The 16,940-nt window shown below is 67.0% G+C and carries 15 protein-coding genes; 4 read left to right on the plus strand and 11 right to left on the minus strand.

Annotated elements, in window-relative coordinates; genetic code table 11:
* Positions 1-3: 3 nt before the first annotated feature.
* The 11 genes from F3087_RS27870 to F3087_RS27920 all read right to left on the minus strand — a co-directional run bounded on the left by F3087_RS27870 (position 4) and on the right by F3087_RS27920 (position 11,987).
* Positions 4-417, minus strand: coding sequence for a RidA family protein (locus F3087_RS27870; RefSeq protein ID WP_150405016.1), 414 nt, complete (start codon positions 415-417; stop codon positions 4-6).
* The gene (locus tag F3087_RS27875) at positions 414-2,051 is read right to left on the minus strand and encodes an AMP-binding protein (protein WP_150405017.1); all 1,638 of its coding nucleotides are present in this window, start codon (positions 2,049-2,051) and stop codon (positions 414-416) included. Before F3087_RS27875 ends, F3087_RS27870 begins: the two co-directional genes overlap by 4 nt.
* 35 nt (positions 2,052-2,086) lie before the next feature.
* On the minus strand, positions 2,087-3,262 hold the full coding sequence (locus tag F3087_RS27880; protein ID WP_150405018.1) for an acyl-CoA dehydrogenase family protein: 1,176 nt from the start codon (positions 3,260-3,262) through the stop codon (positions 2,087-2,089).
* A 2-nt stretch (positions 3,263-3,264) separates the two neighbouring features.
* Positions 3,265-4,116 carry an enoyl-CoA hydratase family protein gene (locus F3087_RS27885; protein ID WP_150405019.1) on the minus strand — a complete coding sequence of 284 codons (852 nt, stop codon included), beginning with the start codon at positions 4,114-4,116 and terminating at the stop codon, positions 3,265-3,267.
* Complete coding sequence (locus F3087_RS27890; protein ID WP_223885397.1) at positions 4,113-4,643, minus strand: MarR family winged helix-turn-helix transcriptional regulator; 531 nt, start codon at positions 4,641-4,643, stop codon at positions 4,113-4,115. Before F3087_RS27890 ends, F3087_RS27885 begins: the two co-directional genes overlap by 4 nt.
* Position 4,644: 1 nt before the next feature.
* Positions 4,645-5,433: an SDR family NAD(P)-dependent oxidoreductase gene (locus tag F3087_RS27895; RefSeq protein WP_150405020.1), complete on the minus strand. Its 789-nt coding sequence runs from the start codon at positions 5,431-5,433 to the stop codon at positions 4,645-4,647.
* Positions 5,434-5,438: 5 nt separating this feature from the next.
* Entirely contained in the window at positions 5,439-7,781 is a 2,343-nt protein-coding gene (locus tag F3087_RS27900) for a bifunctional salicylyl-CoA 5-hydroxylase/oxidoreductase (protein WP_150405021.1), read from the minus strand.
* 128 nt (positions 7,782-7,909) lie between these two features.
* Entirely contained in the window at positions 7,910-8,722 is an 813-nt protein-coding gene (locus tag F3087_RS27905) for a siderophore-interacting protein (protein WP_150405022.1), read from the minus strand.
* Between the two features lie 12 nt (positions 8,723-8,734).
* Positions 8,735-9,751 carry an ABC transporter substrate-binding protein gene (locus F3087_RS27910; protein ID WP_223885398.1) on the minus strand — a complete coding sequence of 339 codons (1,017 nt, stop codon included), beginning with the start codon at positions 9,749-9,751 and terminating at the stop codon, positions 8,735-8,737.
* 122 nt (positions 9,752-9,873) lie between these two features.
* Positions 9,874-11,400, minus strand: a complete 1,527-nt coding sequence (locus F3087_RS27915) for a dolichyl-phosphate-mannose--protein mannosyltransferase (protein WP_191094200.1) — start codon at positions 11,398-11,400, stop codon at positions 9,874-9,876.
* A gap of 101 nt (positions 11,401-11,501) precedes the next feature.
* Positions 11,502-11,987: a carboxymuconolactone decarboxylase family protein gene (locus F3087_RS27920; protein ID WP_150405025.1), complete on the minus strand. Its 486-nt coding sequence runs from the start codon at positions 11,985-11,987 to the stop codon at positions 11,502-11,504.
* Positions 11,988-12,157: 170 nt separating this feature from the next.
* On the opposite strand from F3087_RS27920, the gene F3087_RS27925 reads away from it, so the two are divergent.
* From F3087_RS27925 to F3087_RS27940, 4 genes are all read left to right on the plus strand, one after another.
* Complete coding sequence (locus F3087_RS27925; RefSeq protein ID WP_150405026.1) at positions 12,158-13,084, plus strand: RNA polymerase sigma-70 factor; 927 nt, start codon at positions 12,158-12,160, stop codon at positions 13,082-13,084.
* Positions 13,085-13,161: 77 nt separating this feature from the next.
* Positions 13,162-13,965, plus strand: a complete 804-nt coding sequence (locus tag F3087_RS27930; protein WP_150405027.1) for a DUF6585 family protein — start codon at positions 13,162-13,164, stop codon at positions 13,963-13,965.
* A 219-nt stretch (positions 13,966-14,184) separates the two neighbouring features.
* Positions 14,185-14,481, plus strand: a complete 297-nt coding sequence (locus tag F3087_RS27935) for a WXG100 family type VII secretion target (protein ID WP_150405028.1) — start codon at positions 14,185-14,187, stop codon at positions 14,479-14,481.
* A 21-nt stretch (positions 14,482-14,502) separates the two neighbouring features.
* The gene (locus tag F3087_RS27940) at positions 14,503-16,926 is read left to right on the plus strand and encodes a WXG100-like domain-containing protein (RefSeq protein ID WP_150405029.1); all 2,424 of its coding nucleotides are present in this window, start codon (positions 14,503-14,505) and stop codon (positions 16,924-16,926) included.
* Positions 16,927-16,940: the final 14 nt, after the last annotated feature.

Below are 16,940 nucleotides of genomic sequence, written 5' to 3' on the forward strand. Positions count from 1 at the left end.
AGTTCACTCCTGCTCGGGTGGCGGCGAGTCCGGAATCACGGCCGTGACCTCGATCTCGACCTTGGCGTCCGGTTCGACGAGGCGGGACACCTCGACGGCGGTCATTGCGGCGCCGAACCCGCCGATGATCTCGCGGAAGGCGACGCCGATCTCCCGGTACGCGCGCACGTAGGCATCGACATCGGTGACGTACCAGGTCATTCGGACGATATGCGCGGGTCCGGCGCCGGCCTCGGCGAGCACCGCCACGATGTTCAGCAGCGTCTGGCGCACCTGGTCGGCGATGTCGTCGGAGTGGAACACGCCGTCGGCGTCCCAGCCGATCATGCCGGCCACGAACACCAGTTCGCCGCGTGCGGCAATGCCGTTCGCGTAGCCACGCGGGCGCGGCCAGCCCGGAGGTTGCAGGATCCTCATGCCGTGGCCGCCGAATCGCCGTGCACCGCACCGATTTCGCGCAGCCGAAAGCGTTGCAGCTTGCCGGTGGGCGTGCGCGGCAGCGCGTCCACGAAGGCGATGGCCCTCGGGTACTTGTACGGGGCCACCGTCTGTTTCACGAAGTCCTGCAATTCCTCCACCATTCCGTCGCGGGTCTCGATCTCCTCGCGCAGCACCACGTACGCCTTCACGATCTGGCCGCGATCCTCGTCGGGCACGCCGACCACGGCGCAGTCGGCGACCGCGAAATGCCCGGCCAGCGCGTCCTCGACCTCGGGTGCGGCGATGTTGTAGCCGGACGACACGATCATGTCGTCCGAGCGGGCCTGATAATGGAAATAGCCGTCCGGGTCCATGGAATAGGCGTCGCCGGTGTAGTTCCAGCCGTCGCGCACATAGACGGTCTGCCGGTCATCGGCGAGATAGCGGCAACCCGTTGGGCCGCGCACCGCGAGCAGGCCGATCTCGCCGGGGCCCAGGGTATTTCCGTCCTCGTCCACGACGCGTGCTTCATACCCGGGTACCGCCTTGCCGGTCGCGCCCGGTCTGGCGTGTGCTTCGTCGGCGGAGATGAAGATGTGCAGCATCTCGGTGGCGCCGATGCCGTCGATCAGTTCGATGCCGGTGGCGTCGCGCCATCGGGTGCGGGTGCTCGGCGGCAACGATTCACCCGCCGAGACGCATTTGCGCAACGTGGTGCCGCGCAGATCGTGGCGGGCGAGGATCCGGTACGACGTCGGGGCGGTGAAAAGTACTGTCGCACCGAAGGTCTCGATCGCGTCGAGCAGTTGCGGCGGACCTGCCTGTTCGAGCAGCACCGTGGACGCGCCGACGGACATGGGAAACAACAGCAGCCCGCCCAGGCCGAACGTGAAAGCCAGTGGCGGACTGCCGATGAACACGTCGTCGGGCTCCGGCCGCAGGATGTGCTGCGGGAAGCAGTGGCAGATCGCCATGACATCGCGATGGAAGTGCACGGTCGCTTTCGGCACGCCGGTGGTGCCGGAGGTGAAGGCGATGAGGCAGACGTCGTCGGCGGCGGTGGCGACGGTGTCGAATTGTCCGTCGTGGCGGGTCATCAGCGCTTCGAGTCCGTCGGCGGCGGGGCTGTTGAAATAGCGCACCTGATCCAGCGTCGGGCAGGCGGCCACTACCGCCTCGAGTCGCGATGCGAGCGCGGAATCGCAGAGCGCGTGCGTGATTCGCGCCTTGTCGACGATCTGGGTGAGTTCCTTGACCCGCAGCAACGGCATGGCCGTCACGGCAATGCCACCTGCCTTCAGCACGGCGAACCAGCACGCCGCCAGCATGGGGTTGTTCGGGGCATCCAGCAGCACCCGGTTGCCCGGCACGAGACCCATGTCCTGCACCAGCACGGCCGCAATGCGATTCGCGTGCTCGTGCAGGTCGGCATAGCTCCAGCGCGGTCCGCCGGGTGCCTGCACGCACAGCCGATCGCCGTCGCCGATTTCCAGCTGGCGATCGAGAAGCTCGGCGGCGCAATTGAGTTGGTCCGGGAACCGCAGCTCGGGTGCGTCGAACACGAGGTCCGGCCACTGATCGAGCGGCGGCAGGTGGTCGCGGGCGAAGGTGTCGATGTGCGCGCTTTTCATGGTCGAACCTTGTGGGAGAGAGGGAAAATCGTGGATCAAGACGCCGAATCGGTGGTGGCGTCTCGAAGGAGTTCGCGGGCGATGATCAGTTGCTGTACTTCGGTGGCGCCCTCGTAGATGCGCAGGGCGCGGATGTCGCGGTAGAGCCGCTCGACCGGCTGGTCGCTGACCACTCCGAGCGCACCCCACATCTGAACGGCGGCATCGATAACCCGTTGCGCGCCTTCGGTCGCCGCCATCTTGGCCATGGCCGCCTCGCGGGTGACGGGTCGCCCTTGATCGCGTTGCCAGGCCGCGCGATAGGTGAGCAGCGCCGTCGAATCGATCGTGGTCGCCATCTGGGCTAGTTCGGCCTGGGTCAGCTGGAAGTCGGACAGCACCCCGCCGAACATGCGGCGCGAGGTCGCCCTGGCGAGTGCCTCGGCCATGGCGCGGCGGGCGAAACCGACGGCCGCGGCGGCCACCGAGGTCCGGAAGACGTCGAGGGTGCGCATGGCGAGCGCGAAACCCCTTCCCGGGTCGCCGATCAGCTGGGTGGCCGGTACTCGGCAACCGTCGAAACGCAACCGGGCCAGCGGATGCGGGGCGATCACGTCGATGCGTTCGGCGATGTGCAGTCCCGGGGTGTCCGCGTCGACGATGAAGGCCGAGATGCCGCGGGCGCCTGCGGCTTCGCCGGTGCGGGAGAACACGACGTAGAAATCGGCGATGCCGCCGTTGGAGATCCACGTCTTCGCGCCGTCGAGGACATATCCGTCGCCGTCGGCGCGCGCGGTGCAGGCCAGCGCGGCGGCGTCGGAGCCCGCATCGGTTTCGGAGAGCGCGAACGCGGCTATCGCCTTACCGGCGGCCACCCGGGGCAGATAGCGCCGCTTCTGCTCCTCGGTCCCGGCGAGGCTGATCGCGCCCGAGCCGAGTCCCTGCATGGCGAAAGCGAAGTCGGCGAGCTCGTTGTGTTCGGCGAGGATCTCGCGGGCGAGACAGATTGCCCGCGTGTCGATCTGATCGCGGTTACCGCCGAACTCCGGCCCGGCGACGGTGTGTCGAAGCCAGCCCGCGTCGCCGAGCACGCGGACCAGCCGCCGGCAGCGGGCGTCGACGTCGGTACTGGTGCCGCTGTTCAGATGCTCGGTCGCCCAGTCGTGCAGCGCGCCGGCCAGTTTCCGATGCTCGTCCTCGAAAAACGGCCATTCCCAGTGTGCTTCGGTCATGGCTAGTTCCCTTCGAACTTCGGGCGCTGCTTGTCCCGGAACGCGTGATAGGCGCGTTTGAAGTCCTCGGTGAGCATGCAGAGGGCTTGCGCCTGCGCCTCGGCCTCGATGGCCTGGTCCACCGTCATCGACCATTCCTGGTGCAGCATGGTTTTGGTGATGCCCTGGGCGAAGGTCGGTCCCTCGGCCAGCCGGCGCGCGAGCTGTCCGGCGGTATCGAGCAGTTGCTCCGGCTCGGCCAGTTGGTTGTAGAACCCCCACGCGTAGGCCTCGTCGCCGGTCATCGCCCGTCCGGTGTACAGCAATTCGGACGCGCGACCCTGCCCGATGATGCGCGGCAGGATCGCGCAGGCGCCCATGTCGCACCCCGCGAGGCCGACCCGGGTGAACAGGAACGCCGTTGCGCTGCGGGCGGTTCCGACGCGCAGGTCCGACGCCATCGCGAGAATCGCGCCCGCCCCGGCGCAGACGCCGTCGACGGCGGCCACGATCGGCTGCGGACACGCGCGCATCGCCTTGACCAGATCGCCGGTCATCCGGGTGAACATCAGCAGCTCGGGCGCGGGCATCGCGATCAACGGGCCGATGATGTCGTGCACATCGCCGCCGGAGCAGAAGTTCTCGCCCGCGCCGTGCAGCACGATCACCGCGACGTCCTCGGCATAGGCCAAGCGGCGGAACAGATCTCGCAGCTCGGCATAGGAGTCGAAGGTCAGCGGGTTCTTGCGATCCGGCCGATCGAGCATGATCGTGCCGACACCCTCGTGCACGTCCCACTGGAAGTGGATGGCGGTGTAGCCGGCGAGGGTGACGCGGTTGGCCTCGCGCAGCGCGGGGTCGAGGTGCTGGGTCATGAGCGGTCCTGGTGATTCGATACGGGGGAGGGGTCGGCCGTTGCGGCGAGATGGACCCGCAACTGCCCGAGCAGATCGAACAGCGCCTGTTCGTCGCCGCGCCCGAAACCGGCGAACATCTCGGTCAGCCAGCGTTCGTGTTCGACGGCCATCTCTTCGAAACGCTCGCGCCCGAGCTCGGTGAGCCGGACCAGCGTCGCGCGCTTGTCCACCGGGTCCGGGATCCGGTCGACCCAGCCCTCGGCCACCAGCTGATCGGTCAGGCCGGTGACATTGCCGCCGGTCACCATCAGATAGCGGGACAGCGCGCTCATCCGCAGGCCGTCGTGATGCCGGTCGAGCTGGGCCAGATAGTCGAAGCGGGGGAGGGTCGTGGCGAACCGGACCCGCAGCCGGGTGCGGATCTCCTGCTCGATCTCGTTGGTGGTGGCCAGCAAGCGCAACCACAGCCGCACGTCGAGATGGTCGCCGGAGACCGTGCGGGCCTCCATGCCGATGCGCTCGTCCCCGAGCTCGCTGGTGGTCACCTCACATCACCTCCCCGCCGCTGATCGAAATCGACTGTCCGGTCAGCGAATCCGCGGCATCCGAGCAGAGCCAGGCGACGGTGGCGGCGACCTCGTGTGGCTCGATCAGCCGGCCCTGCGGGTTGTGCCTGGTGAAGGCGGCGCGGGCGGCGTCGGCGCTGCGGCCGGTCGTCTCGATCACGTGGGTCACGCTCTCCTGCAACAGGTCGGTGTCGGTGAAGCCGGGGCAGATCGCGTTCACCGTGATCGGCGTTCCCGCGAGTTCCAGTGCGAGAGAACGGGTCAGGCCGATCACGCCGTGCTTGGCCGCCGCATAGGCGGTGACATAGGGGTAGCCACGCAGCCCGGCCGTGCTGGCGATGTTGATCACGCGGCCACGGCCGCTCGCGAGCATGTCGGGGAGCGCGCTGCGCGTGCACAGGAAGGTGCCGGTCAGGTTGACGGCCAACATGTTCTGCCACAGCTCGTCGGTGGTGCGGCGCAACGGTGCGCTCGCCGCCTGGCCTGCGTTGTTGATCAGGATGTCGATCGCGCCGTGCTTCAGGCGAGCGTCGGTGAACGCGGCGGCGATGGCTTCCGGATCGGTGATGTCACAGGCAATGGCGTGCGCCTGCGCCGACTTCGGCAGTCGCGCAACGGTTTCGGTGGCCCGGGCGAAGTCGCGCGACAGCAGGGTGAGGCGCGCGCCCGCGCCCGCGAGCCGGTGCGCGATCGCGGCGCCGATGCCGCGTGATCCGCCGGTGACCAGCGCGTGCCGGTCGGCGAGATCGCGTGGGGTGTCGTCGGGCATGCCGGTCAGGCCTTCCCGGCCGCGGCGGCGGCCTGCTGGCGTTGGATGTTCGCTTCGAATTGCCGTTTGGCGGCGCGGTATTGCTTGGGCCAGCCGAGCTCGGTGAAGCCGATCTTGGCCGCCTCGGTGAGGGTCCAGGACGGGTTCGCCAGGTGCGGGCGGGCGATGGCGCACAGGTCGGCTCGACCGGCGGCGACGATGCTGTTCACATGGTCGGCCTCGGAGATCGCCCCGACGGCGATCGTCGGAATTCCCGCCTCCTGACGGACCCGGTCGGCGAACGGGGTCTGCCACATCCGCCCGAAGGTCGGCTGTTCCTGCTTGGTGACCTGGCCGGAGGAGCAGTCGATGAGATCGGCGCCCGCGTCCTTGAACCGCTTCGCGATCTCGACAGCGTCGGCGGGCGTGATGCCGCCCTCGACCCAGTCGTGTGCCGAAATCCGTACCGACATAGGAAGATCGGCGGGCCACGCCGCGCGTACCGCCGCGAAGACCTCCAACGGATAGCGCAGCCTGTTCGGTAGCGAGCCGCCGTATTCGTCGGTGCGCTGATTGGTCAGTGGCGAGATGAAGCTGGACAGTAGATAGCCGTGCGCGCAATGCAATTCGAGCCAGTCGAAGCCCGCCTCGGCCGTGCGCTGGGTAGCGACGACGAACTCGGCCGTGACCTCGTCCATGTCGGCGCGGGTCATCTCGCGCGACCACTGGCTCTGCCCCGTCAGATACTGCTGCGGCGACGCGGAGATCAACGGCCAGTTCGGTTCGTCGTCCTCGGGCGTGAGCGGTTGATCGGTGCCGTCCCACATGCGGCGGGTGGAACCCTTGGCCCCCGAATGTCCGAGCTGCATACCGATTTTCGCGTCGGTGTTGTCGTGCACCCAGCCGACGATGCGCTGCCAGGCCTGCCGTTGTTCGTCGGTGTACAGGCCAGGGCAGCCGGGCGTGATCCGGCCGGTCGCACTCACACAAGTCATTTCGGCGAACACCAGCCCGGCGCCGCCTTGCGCGCGAGCACCGAGGTGCACCAGGTGGAAGTCGCCGGGCACACCATGGACGGCCGAATACTGGGCCATAGGTGAGACGACTATCCGATTCTTCAACGTCACCGAGCGCGCCGCGTAGGGCGTGAACATCGGTGGGACGGAGGGTTCTTCGGCGGTTCGGGGCAGCCCCGCTCGCGCATCGAACCAGCGTTCGTAGTTCTCCAGCCAGCCCTTGTCGCGCAGGCGCAGGTTCTCGTGGCTGATCCGCTGGCTGCGGGTGAGCATCGAGTACATGAACTGCTCGGGTTCGAGTTGGTCGCAATACCGTTCGCCGCAGACCTCGAACCATTCCATCGCGTTCCAGGCGGCGTTCTGTAGGCGCAGCGCATCGACCGACCGGACTTCCTGGTAGTGCGTGAGCACATTGGGCAGATCCGCGGGTGTATCGCCGTGCTGGCCGAGTTGACGTACCAGCTCGATGGCGTCCTCGAGTGCCAGCTTGGTGCCCGAGCCGATGGCGAAATGCGCGGTGTGCACGGCGTCGCCCATCAACACGACGTGGCTGTCGCCGTTGTGCAGCCACCACTTCTCGCATTTGACCCGCTGGAAGTTCTGCCACCCCGACCCCGGCAGATGACGCGAGTTCGTCATCAACTTCTCGCCTTGCAGGTTGTCGGCGAACACCCGCTCGCAGAACGCCACCGATTCGTCCGGCGTGGCCTGGTCGAGACCGTGTGCCCGCCAGACGTGTTCGGGCGCCTCGACGATGAACGTGCTGGTGTTCTCGTCGAACTTGTAGATATGCGCCTGCAACCAGCCGTGCTCGGTCTCCACGAAGTCGAACGTGAAGGCGTCGTACAGCTTCTCGGTGCCGAGCCAGATGTAGCGATTCGGGCGGGTCACCAGGTCGGGTACGAAGACGTCCTGGTGCCTGCCGCGGATCCTGGAGGAGATCCCGTCGGCCGCGACGATCAAGTCCGCGTCGGGAAACTCGCTGTCGGAGGCGATCTCTCGGTCGAACTCCAGCTTCACCCCGACCTCTTCGCATCGAGCCTGCAAGATGTTCAACAGCTTCTTGCGGCCGATCCCCACGAATCCATGTCCGCCCGAACGCAAAACGCGTCCCTTGAACCGCAACTCGATGTCATCCCAATGGTTGAACGCCGACTCGATCCGATCCGCGGTGGTCCGATCCCACACCCGCATCGTCTCCATCGTGGCGTCGGAGAACACCACGCCCCATCCGAAAGTGTCATAGGGCCGGTTCCGTTCGACCACGGTCACTTCGTGATCGGCATTGAGCTGCTTCATCAGCAACCCGAAGTACAGTCCGGCGGGCCCGCCGCCGATGCACACGACCTTCATACGCTCTCCTCGAGTCGCGGTAGGAAGTACTTTACATCTAAAGCTTTAGGTATAAAGCACTTTGACCGATCTCGAAGCCGAGAGCTCGTGAAGGTCGTTCTAGCTGCGACGGAGGCGGACCGGCGGCCTCATTCGTTGCGCAGGTCGTCCTCGGTGGCGCCGAGCCGCCAGTAGCCGCGAAAGGTGACATCGGCCTTCGGGATACGCCGTTCGGTGACGAGGTGGCGGCGCAGCGCGCGCACGACACCGGATTCGCCCGCGATCCACGCGTAGGGTCGCTGATCAGGCAAGGCGGCGTCCTTGACCGCCTGCACGATCCGGCCGCGCTCGCGCTCGTCGTGCACCAGCCAGGTGATCTCGGCGTCGGCCCGGGTGCGCAGTTCCCGGCGATCGGCCTTGTGCGGCACCTCGATCCAGACCTTCGCGACGGTGCCCGCGGGCAGCGATTCGAGAATGCTGGTCGCGGCGGGCAGGGCCGTCTCGTCCGCGGCGATGAGGACGCAGCCGGCGTCGACGGGCGGGCGGAAGGCGACGCTGCGATTGTTGCGGTCGGCCGGTCCGAGGATGGTGACCCGATCGCCCGGTTGGGCCCGTGCTGCCCAGCGGGAGGCAGGGCCGCCGTCGGCGTGTGGGACGAAATCGATATCCAGCTCACCTGTTTCGGGCCGATGCTCGCGCGCGGTGTAGGCGCGCATCACCGCCCGGACCGCGGGATCGGCGGCCCGCCATTCGGCGAACCAGTTCTCCCCGGCCTCTTTCGGCACCCACGGCTTGGACTGACCGGGGTGCGGCAAGAACAGCGACAGGCTCTGATCACGACCGCCACTGTCGAAGCCCGCCAACGACGGACCGCCGAAGACGATGCGGAGCTGGGACGGACTGAGCAGCTCGGTCCGCAGGACCGGCACGTTCTCGAAGAAGCGAAAAGCTTGGGCGCGCATGGTGACTCCCGGTCAGATGACTTTGCTGGAGCGTCGGATGGTCGCCGCCAGATCCTCGAGCAGCGGTGCGGTGCCCGCGTGGGAGAACCGGTAGATCGGCTGCCAGTTGCCTATCTGATTGGCGCGCACCGCCGGCAGGCCGCGCCAGACCGGGTTGGCGTCCAGCGCTTCCGGGGTCAACCCGGTAGATCTGCGGTCGAGCAGGATCAGGTCGGCCGGGTACTTGTCGGTGTGCTCCCAGCTCAATTGCTCGAAGAAGTCGTCCTTGGGGAGTTGATCCGGCCTGACGATGTCCACCCCCAGCTCCGCGAAGAAGCTCAGGTCGGCAGAGGCTTTCGGATCCGAGACGTAGAAGATGCCCGGCGCGGCCGAGGCGGCCAGGACGCGCAGTCCCGGCCGTTGCGCGACCGCGTCCCGAACCGCCTGTGCCGCAGCGTCGAATCGAGCCTTCGCCTGGATTGCCTTGGGTGCGTTGAGATCCGCGCCGAGTGCGCGGGCAAGCTCGGAATAGCGGGCGATGGTCTCGGGCAGTGTCCGATGCGAGACCCGCACCGCCGTCACGTTCGGGTTGATCGTCAGGATCTTCGCTTTGCTCTCGTCCGGGATGTACCAAAGCCGGTCGGGCGCATACATATCGGTGACGAGGAGATCGGGTTCGAGCGCCGCGTACTTCTCCACATTGAACTCGCCCCAGTTGTTCCCGAGCACGGTCACCTTGCCGAGGTCGAGATCGCCGGCGAGCGGCGCCAGTTCGCCGGCCGGCGTGCGAGTTTCGCCGAAGACACCGACGACGCGATCCTGCAGGCCCAAATCCGCGAGCATCGCGGCCGCGCCGACGAACGCGACGATCCGGGACGGCACTTCCTTCGTGTGGACGGTGCTGCCCCGGTCGTCGGTGAACGACCAGCCGCCCGGCCCCGTGTACTGATCGTCCGAACGGGACCCGGAACATGCGGTGGCGACGGCGCCCAGCCCGACTGCGCAGGCGGTCGTGAGCAGGCGGCGGCGGGTGATATGGATTGTGTCCATGGCGGCCATTACAACGACAACTTACCAGTTAGGCAAGCCTCACCTACATGAGTTTGATCACCCGGTTGCCGGTGGTATTCGAGGTGAACGGCCAATGCTGTTGCCGCGGAAGGTAACCACGATCAATGCCAGCTCGGTAACCATAGATGCTGCTGCCAGTTCGACTGCGTGATCGGCATCGCGGTCAGGATCGGGTAATTCCAGACAAAGTTCGCGACGACCAGGCCCAGGTACAGGCAGACCACCAGCAGCCCGGTGTCACGACGCTCGCTGGACTCCGAGGCGCGTCCGAGGATCTGACCTAGCGCCAGCGCGAGCAGCATGACCAGGAACGGTGCCATCGCGGTGGCGTAGAAGTAGTACATCTGCCGATCCAGCACGGCGAACCACGGCAGCCACCCCGCGGCGTAGCCGGTGAGCACGGCCAGGTAGCGCCAATCGCGCCGGGTGACCGACTGCCACAACGCCCAGCCCAGCGCCGGTAGCGCCAGCCACCAGATCGCCGGAGTGCCGAGCAGCATGATCGCCCGCACGCACGCCGATTGCCCGCATCCGGTGGTCTGCGCGGGGTCGGGAAAGTGGTAGAGCATCGGCCGCAACCCCATCGGCCACGTCCACGGCTTGGACTCCCACGTATGGTGGAAACCCGCGGAATTGGTCAGGTGGGTGTGCACCTCGAGCACCTCGGAATTCTGGAACCACAAGGACCGCAACATTTCCGGCACCATCGAGAAGAACCCGCCGGGACCGACCTGGATGCCGACGGCATGCCGGTTGATTGCACTCTCGCTGGCGAACCAGCCCGCGAAGGAGCCCAGGTACACCCCGATCGCCACGATGACGAGCGCGAATGCGGCCGGTGCGACATCTCGGACGATCGTGCCGACGAACGGGCGAGGCACGCCGTAACGCCGTCGCGCGGCCATATCGAACCCCAGGCAAAGGATTACGAAGCCGACCATGAAGTAGGCGCCCGACCACTTTGTCGCACAAGCCGATCCGAGCAGTACCCCGGCCGCGAACCGCCACCACCGCACGCCCAGCCGAGGTCCGAACGAGGTCAACGCGATTCGTCCCTCGGCGTCGGCGCGTGCCATCCGTGCCCTGACCTCGTCACGATCGACGATCAGGCAGCCGAACGCCCCCGTGACCAGCACCGTCAGAAAGATATCGAGCATCCCGATCCGCGCCGACACCAAGGTCACGCCGTCGGCGATCAGCAGAATTCCCGCGATCGCGCCGATCATCGTCGACCGTGCCAGCCGCCGGACGATCCGAATCACCAGCAGTACCAACAGAGTTCCGGCGACCGCCGCCGAAAACCGCCACCCCAGCGGTCCGTACCCGAACAGCACCTCGCCGATCGCGATGAACAGCTTCCCAGCCGGCGGATGCACCACGACCACATACCCGGGGTTGTCCTCGATGCCCATCCCGTTGGTCAGCATCTCCCGCGCTTGCAGCGCGTAATACTTCTCGTCGAAGACCGGCGTCCCGCCATCGGTGGTCGAACTCAGCCCCGCGAACCGCGTCACCGCCGCGATCACCGTCAACGCGATGGTGACCCACCAACCGCGCGCGGTATCGCCCAGCCCGTCCTCAGTCCTCGGCCGCAGCACCGAGGGTCTGACCGCCGGCGCAACCCCCAAACCAACCACGCCCCGACCCTACGCAAACCGCCGGTCCGACGGCCGAACCAGGCCCCGCCCGGATCGGAAGATCTTGGGCCGGGCCGTAATTCGGGTCGTGGTCAGTTCACCAGGCTGTCGAACATGCCGGGCTGGTAGGAGCCGCCCTTCTGATGCACGATCACCGCGAGCCGGTTGGCCGCGTTGATCAGCGCGACCAAGGCGACCAGCGCGACGATCTGCTCGTCGTCGTAGTGCTTGCGCGCCTGCGCCCAGGTCTCGTCGGACACGCCCTGGTAGGCGTCGGCGAGCCGGGTGCCCTCCTCGGCCAGCGCCAGCGCGGCCTGCTCGGCCTCGGTGAACACGGTCGCCTCGCGCCAGACGGCGACCAGATTGAGCCGGAGCGCGCTCTCGCCGGCCGCCGCGGCGTCCTTGGTGTGCAGGTCGACGCACCAGCCGCAGCCGTTGATCTGGCTGACGCGCAACGACACCAGCTCCTGCGTGGGCTTCGGCAGCGACGACTGCACGATCGGCAGGCCGGCATTGGCGAACCGCTTGCCGAACTTGGCGCCGAGCTCGTTGGTGAACAGGTCGATACGGGGTTCCATGACTTCGTCCTCACTCGTGGTGTTGCATTGAACGAACACCAGATGCCGACGGCGCGGTCGTTGTGACAGGCGCGCGGACGTGACGTGCGTCATATGCGGGAGGTGTCACAAAAGCATTGCGCGCGGCATCTGGTGGGGTGAGAGCCGAACGCAGAGGTTAGGAGCCACCCATGGCAGGTACGTCGAAGACCGCGCCCGACCGGAATCAGGGCGAGCGGCCGGATCCGGCGACCGCTATGTTCGTCACCCATCGGAACCTGCTGTTCACCGTCGCGTACGAGATCCTCGGTTCGGCCGCCGACGCGGAGGATGTGCTGCAAGAGACGTGGCTGCGGTGGGCGGGCGTCGACCTCGAGCAGGTTAGGGATCAGCGCGCGTATCTGGTGCGGATCACCACCCGTCAGGCGCTGAGCCGGTTGCGCACGCTCGGCCGGCGCAAGGAGTCCTACGTCGGGTCGTGGCTGCCCGAGCCGCTGCTCACCGCGCCCGACGTGGCCGAGGACGTCGAGCTGGCCGACAGCGTGTCGATGGCGATGATGCTGGTGCTGGAGACGCTCGCGCCGACCGAGCGGGCGGTGTTCGTGCTGCGGGAAGTTTTCGATCTGTCATATGACGAGATCGCCGATGCGGTCGACAAGACTCCGGCCGCGGTCCGCCAGATCATTCATCGGGCCCGCGCGCATGTGTCCGCGCGCCGGCCGCGTGGCGTCGTTTCCCAGGCCGAGACGCGCGACGCGCTCACTGCTTTTCAACGGGCGATCGAAACGGGTGAGATGCAGGATCTGCTCGACATCCTCGCGCCGGACGTCGTGCTGCTCGGTGACGGTGGCGGAATCAAGCAAGCGGTCGCGCGGCCCATCGTCGGAGCCGACAAGGTCGCGCGTCTGCTCGCCGTCGGGTTCGAGCGGGTTCGTGCGGAGATGTCGGTCGAGCCGGTGCAGGTCAATGGTTCGCCGGCGCTGATCTACCGGCTCGACGGAGAGGTCGACACGGTCCTGGCGCTGCGGATCGACGACGGGCGGATCACCGGGCTGTACGCGGTGCGCAATCCAGAGAAGCTGTCGCACATGGCGAGCGAGACCGCGCTGCGCCGGTGAGTGCGGGTCGCGGCGGGTGTATGGGTTACGTCAATGGCGGTGGCCGAGGCGGTGGGGCAGGGGCATAGTCAGCCGTCGTGACGGATCCTGCGGGCAGTGGTGTCGATCTTCGTGCCGAGATCGGCCGGGTTGCGATGCGGGAGGATCTGGGTTCGCACCGAAGGGCCTATGCGGCAGCGAAACCCGAAATTCGGCGCTATGTCATCGAAGGTGTTGCCACGTTGGTGGCCGCGCTGGTATCCGTGTTCGGTTTCGTGAGTGGCGTCGCGGTGGTGGCCATCGTCGGGGTGACGGGCATGCTGATGGTCGGGGGTCGGCTGCTGTGGGATCTGTTGTGGCTGGTGTACATCCACGGCCGGAACCGGCGGGTTCGGCTGGATCTGTACGAGCGGGGGCTTGTCGTGATGGTCGGCGGCAAGGCTCGTTGCGTCCGGTACGACACGACGGTGCTGCGGCGCAATATCGTGGAGCACGTGGATTCGCCTGCCGCGAACCAGGTTTCGTATGCCTACACCCTGGTCGACACGGTGGGTGATCCGATTGTGCTGCGGCACGGGATCGAGCGTCCGGAGGAGTGGGGGCCGGAGATCGATCGGGCGATCACTGCGGCTCAGTTGCCGAGGGCCGTCGAGGTGCTGGCGGCCGATGGGTGTCTCGACTTCGAGTACTTCTGGATGACGCGGGCCGAGATCGGTGCGGGGGAACGTTCGGAACCGTGGTCGCAGGTGACGGGTATCGCGTTGAGCGCGGGGTGGGTCAGTGTCGGCGTGGCGGGGGAGTCTGCGCCGTTGGAATCGCTTCCGGTGAGTTTGATCCCGAACTTCACGATCTTTCGCACGCTCGCGGAGCGGATGCGGGCCGAGCATGCACGGTCGGTGTAGGTCGCTCGGGCGTAAAGGGCGCGTCAAGGGTCGTCGGGGCGTTCGGTGGTCGGCCTGATCGCCGTCGGCCGCGCGACCGGCACTGCTGTGATCGATCTCCTGAGAACCGTTGTCCAGCAGTATATGTCAGGGAACCGTCAAATCGATGCCGCGGATCTTTTCGGCGCGGTCCCGCGCTGACATCGTCTGAATTCGGATTGTTGGTGAAAGGGATCAGGCGTGGCGTCGAAGGTCGGGGTGACTCCGGAGCAATTGCGGAGTGCGGCAGGGAAAATGGGTTTGCTGCGGGATCGGATGAACGACATCCTCAGCACATTGGAGTCCTCGCTGGCGGCAAAGGGCGCGGCCTGGGGCGGCGACGGCTACGGCAGCACCTTCGCCGACGGCCCGGAAGGCTATGTGGCCGCGCACAAGAACCTCACCGAAGGCATCGGCAACACCGCCGTCACCCTCGACTCGTACTCCGCCGGGCAGTACAAGGCCGCGGACCTGCTGGCTCGAATGGACCGGCGGTAGAACGACTTCTGCTGATACCGCATGTCCATCACCATTCCCAGCGAGCTGCAATGGCTCGGCTGGATCGCCGGGTCGGACTGGCCCGACGGCGACGAAGACAAGATGTGGGCCATCGGCGCCGACTGGCGCCAGGCCGCCGCCGACATCCGTGCACTGCTACCGGATTTGGCCGCCGCCAGGAAGGCGACCATCGAGGCATACCCCTGGGGTGACGGCGTCGAGGAGATGACCGCCGCGCTGGACAAGCTCGATCGCGGTCCCGAATCGCTGGAACAGCTGGCCGAAATCCTCGACTACGTAGTCGAATCCGCGGATGCGCTCGGCACCGAGATCGAGTACACCAAGATCCTCGTCATCAGTTCGCTGGCCATGCTCGCCTTCGAAATCGCCGCGGCATGGTTCTTTCCGCCCACCGCGCCGCTGGTCGAGGCGGCGGCCATCGGCGTCACCCGGGTGGCCGTTCGGCTGCTCGGCCAGCGCGCGGTCAGTGCGATCGCCCGATTCGCGGCCAAGACCGGACTTGCCGCGCTCGCCAAATTCTCCGCGAAGCATGTCGTATTCAGCACGGTGCTTGGTGCGGGGCAGGACGCGGCGATCCAGGCGTATCAGGTCGGGGCCGGACATCGGGATGGTATCGATTGGAATCGGGTCGGTACGACCGCCTATACCGCCGCGGCGGCGGGTGCGGTCGGTGGTCCGGTCGGGGGACTGCTCGGAAAGGCGGCGACGAAAGTTCCACTGCCCGCTGGGCGTTGGAGTGGTGCGCTGAAAGGCGCGGCGGTCGGTGCGGGATCGGGGATGGCCGGCGCCCTAGGTGCTTGGGGCGTCGGCGGTTTCGCCAATGGATGGACGTGGGATCCGCGACTGCTGACCGGTGGTGCGGCTTACGGGGTATTGACCGGTGGCAGCAAGGGGTTTCGGCACGCGCCGCCCGGGCGTGGGCCTGGTGGGCGAGGATTCAATGCGCCGACCCCCGGACGGTTCGGCGGTGACGGCAGTTCCGCTCGGGTGCGCGTGGCAAGCGGTGCGGACGGTGCCGGCATTGGTTCCACGCATCGCTCGGGAGATTCGTCTGCCAACGGTGCCGGGAATCGGGACGTTTCTACTGGCAATCATCCGGGGGAGACGTCGAACCGGAGCGGGAATCAGCCTGAGGGCTCATCGAACACGAATTCCGGCGCTCAGGCATCGAGAGGCATCCAGCCACACCCTGCGTTCGCCGGCGGGGATGGAAGTCAGCCGAAGCCGTCGGTGACGGCGTCCGAAGCTCCGCGCACTGAGCCGTCGACGCCGCGCGCGGATACCGATGCTCGCTCGACCGGTGCTGAACCACGCGCGGGTACCCCCGAACGTCGGCCGACTCCGGCTGGAGCCGAGACACCCGTCCACGCAAGCACGACCGGAAAGGAGGCGTCCCAAAATCGCACTCCTGGAACGGAAAAGCCGCACGCTGAGTCGCGCGTGCCCGGTGCGGAACGGCCACAAACCGCCGAGGCGAGACGACCGGCCGAGGTTCCGGATCAGATCCGCGAGAAGCTCCGCGGGCTGGGCGTCGACCTGGAGGGCATGAGCCCCGAGCAGATACACCGTGCCGGCCTGGATGCGGCGACCCGTCGCCTTTCGGAACTGGTGACCTCGACAGCTGACCTGGATGCCGCGGGCCTGCCGCCGAACGAACACCTGACCCACCGCAAGGCTCTGCAGAGGCAGATCAACGAAGTCCTCGCCCTGCGGAATGACCTGCGATCCGAATTCGAGAACCCACGAAACTCGACCCCCGGAAAGCCGGACGCGACCACCCATCCGCGGCCGGAAACCTCACCGGGAAACGAGAATACGTCGAAGCCGACGGGGGAGCGTGTACCGACGGAGCCCAGGCGCCCCGCCGAGATCATCGATTCGATCCGGGAAAAGGTGCGAGCCCTCGGCGTCGATCCAGACGGCATGACTCCGGACCAGTTGCGCCGCGCAGGTACAGACGCACTCGCACGCCGAGCCGACGAATTCGCCGAGCAGACCACCGCTTTGGAAGGAGCCGGACTGCACCCGAACGACCTTCTACAACAGCGCATGGAGCTGCAACGGCAGATCGACGAATTCCTCACCCAACGCAAAGAACTCCGCTCGGAATTCGACCAATACAGCAAACAACCTGAGGCAGAAGGCAATCCGTCCGCCAACCCCCCAACCCCGGAGCAGCACCCTGCACCGGAACCAACCCGGCAACACCCAGAAGGCGAACGCCCACAACCCGCCACCCAGACACCCACCGCAGAACCTCACACGACGCCCGACGGCGAGCGAACCCCCGACGAGATCCCCGACACAACCTCGAAGATCCCATACACGCCAAGATACTTCGGCGTCCCACCGATCCCCGAGTACGAAGCACCCACACCGCCGGACGACGCCGTTTGGGAGCCAAAGCCGAAGCCCGAGCGGTAACCAGGCTGCACGCC

The sequence above is a fragment of the Nocardia colli genome (assembly GCF_008704205.1).
GTDB classification, from domain to species: domain Bacteria; phylum Actinomycetota; class Actinomycetes; order Mycobacteriales; family Mycobacteriaceae; genus Nocardia; species Nocardia colli.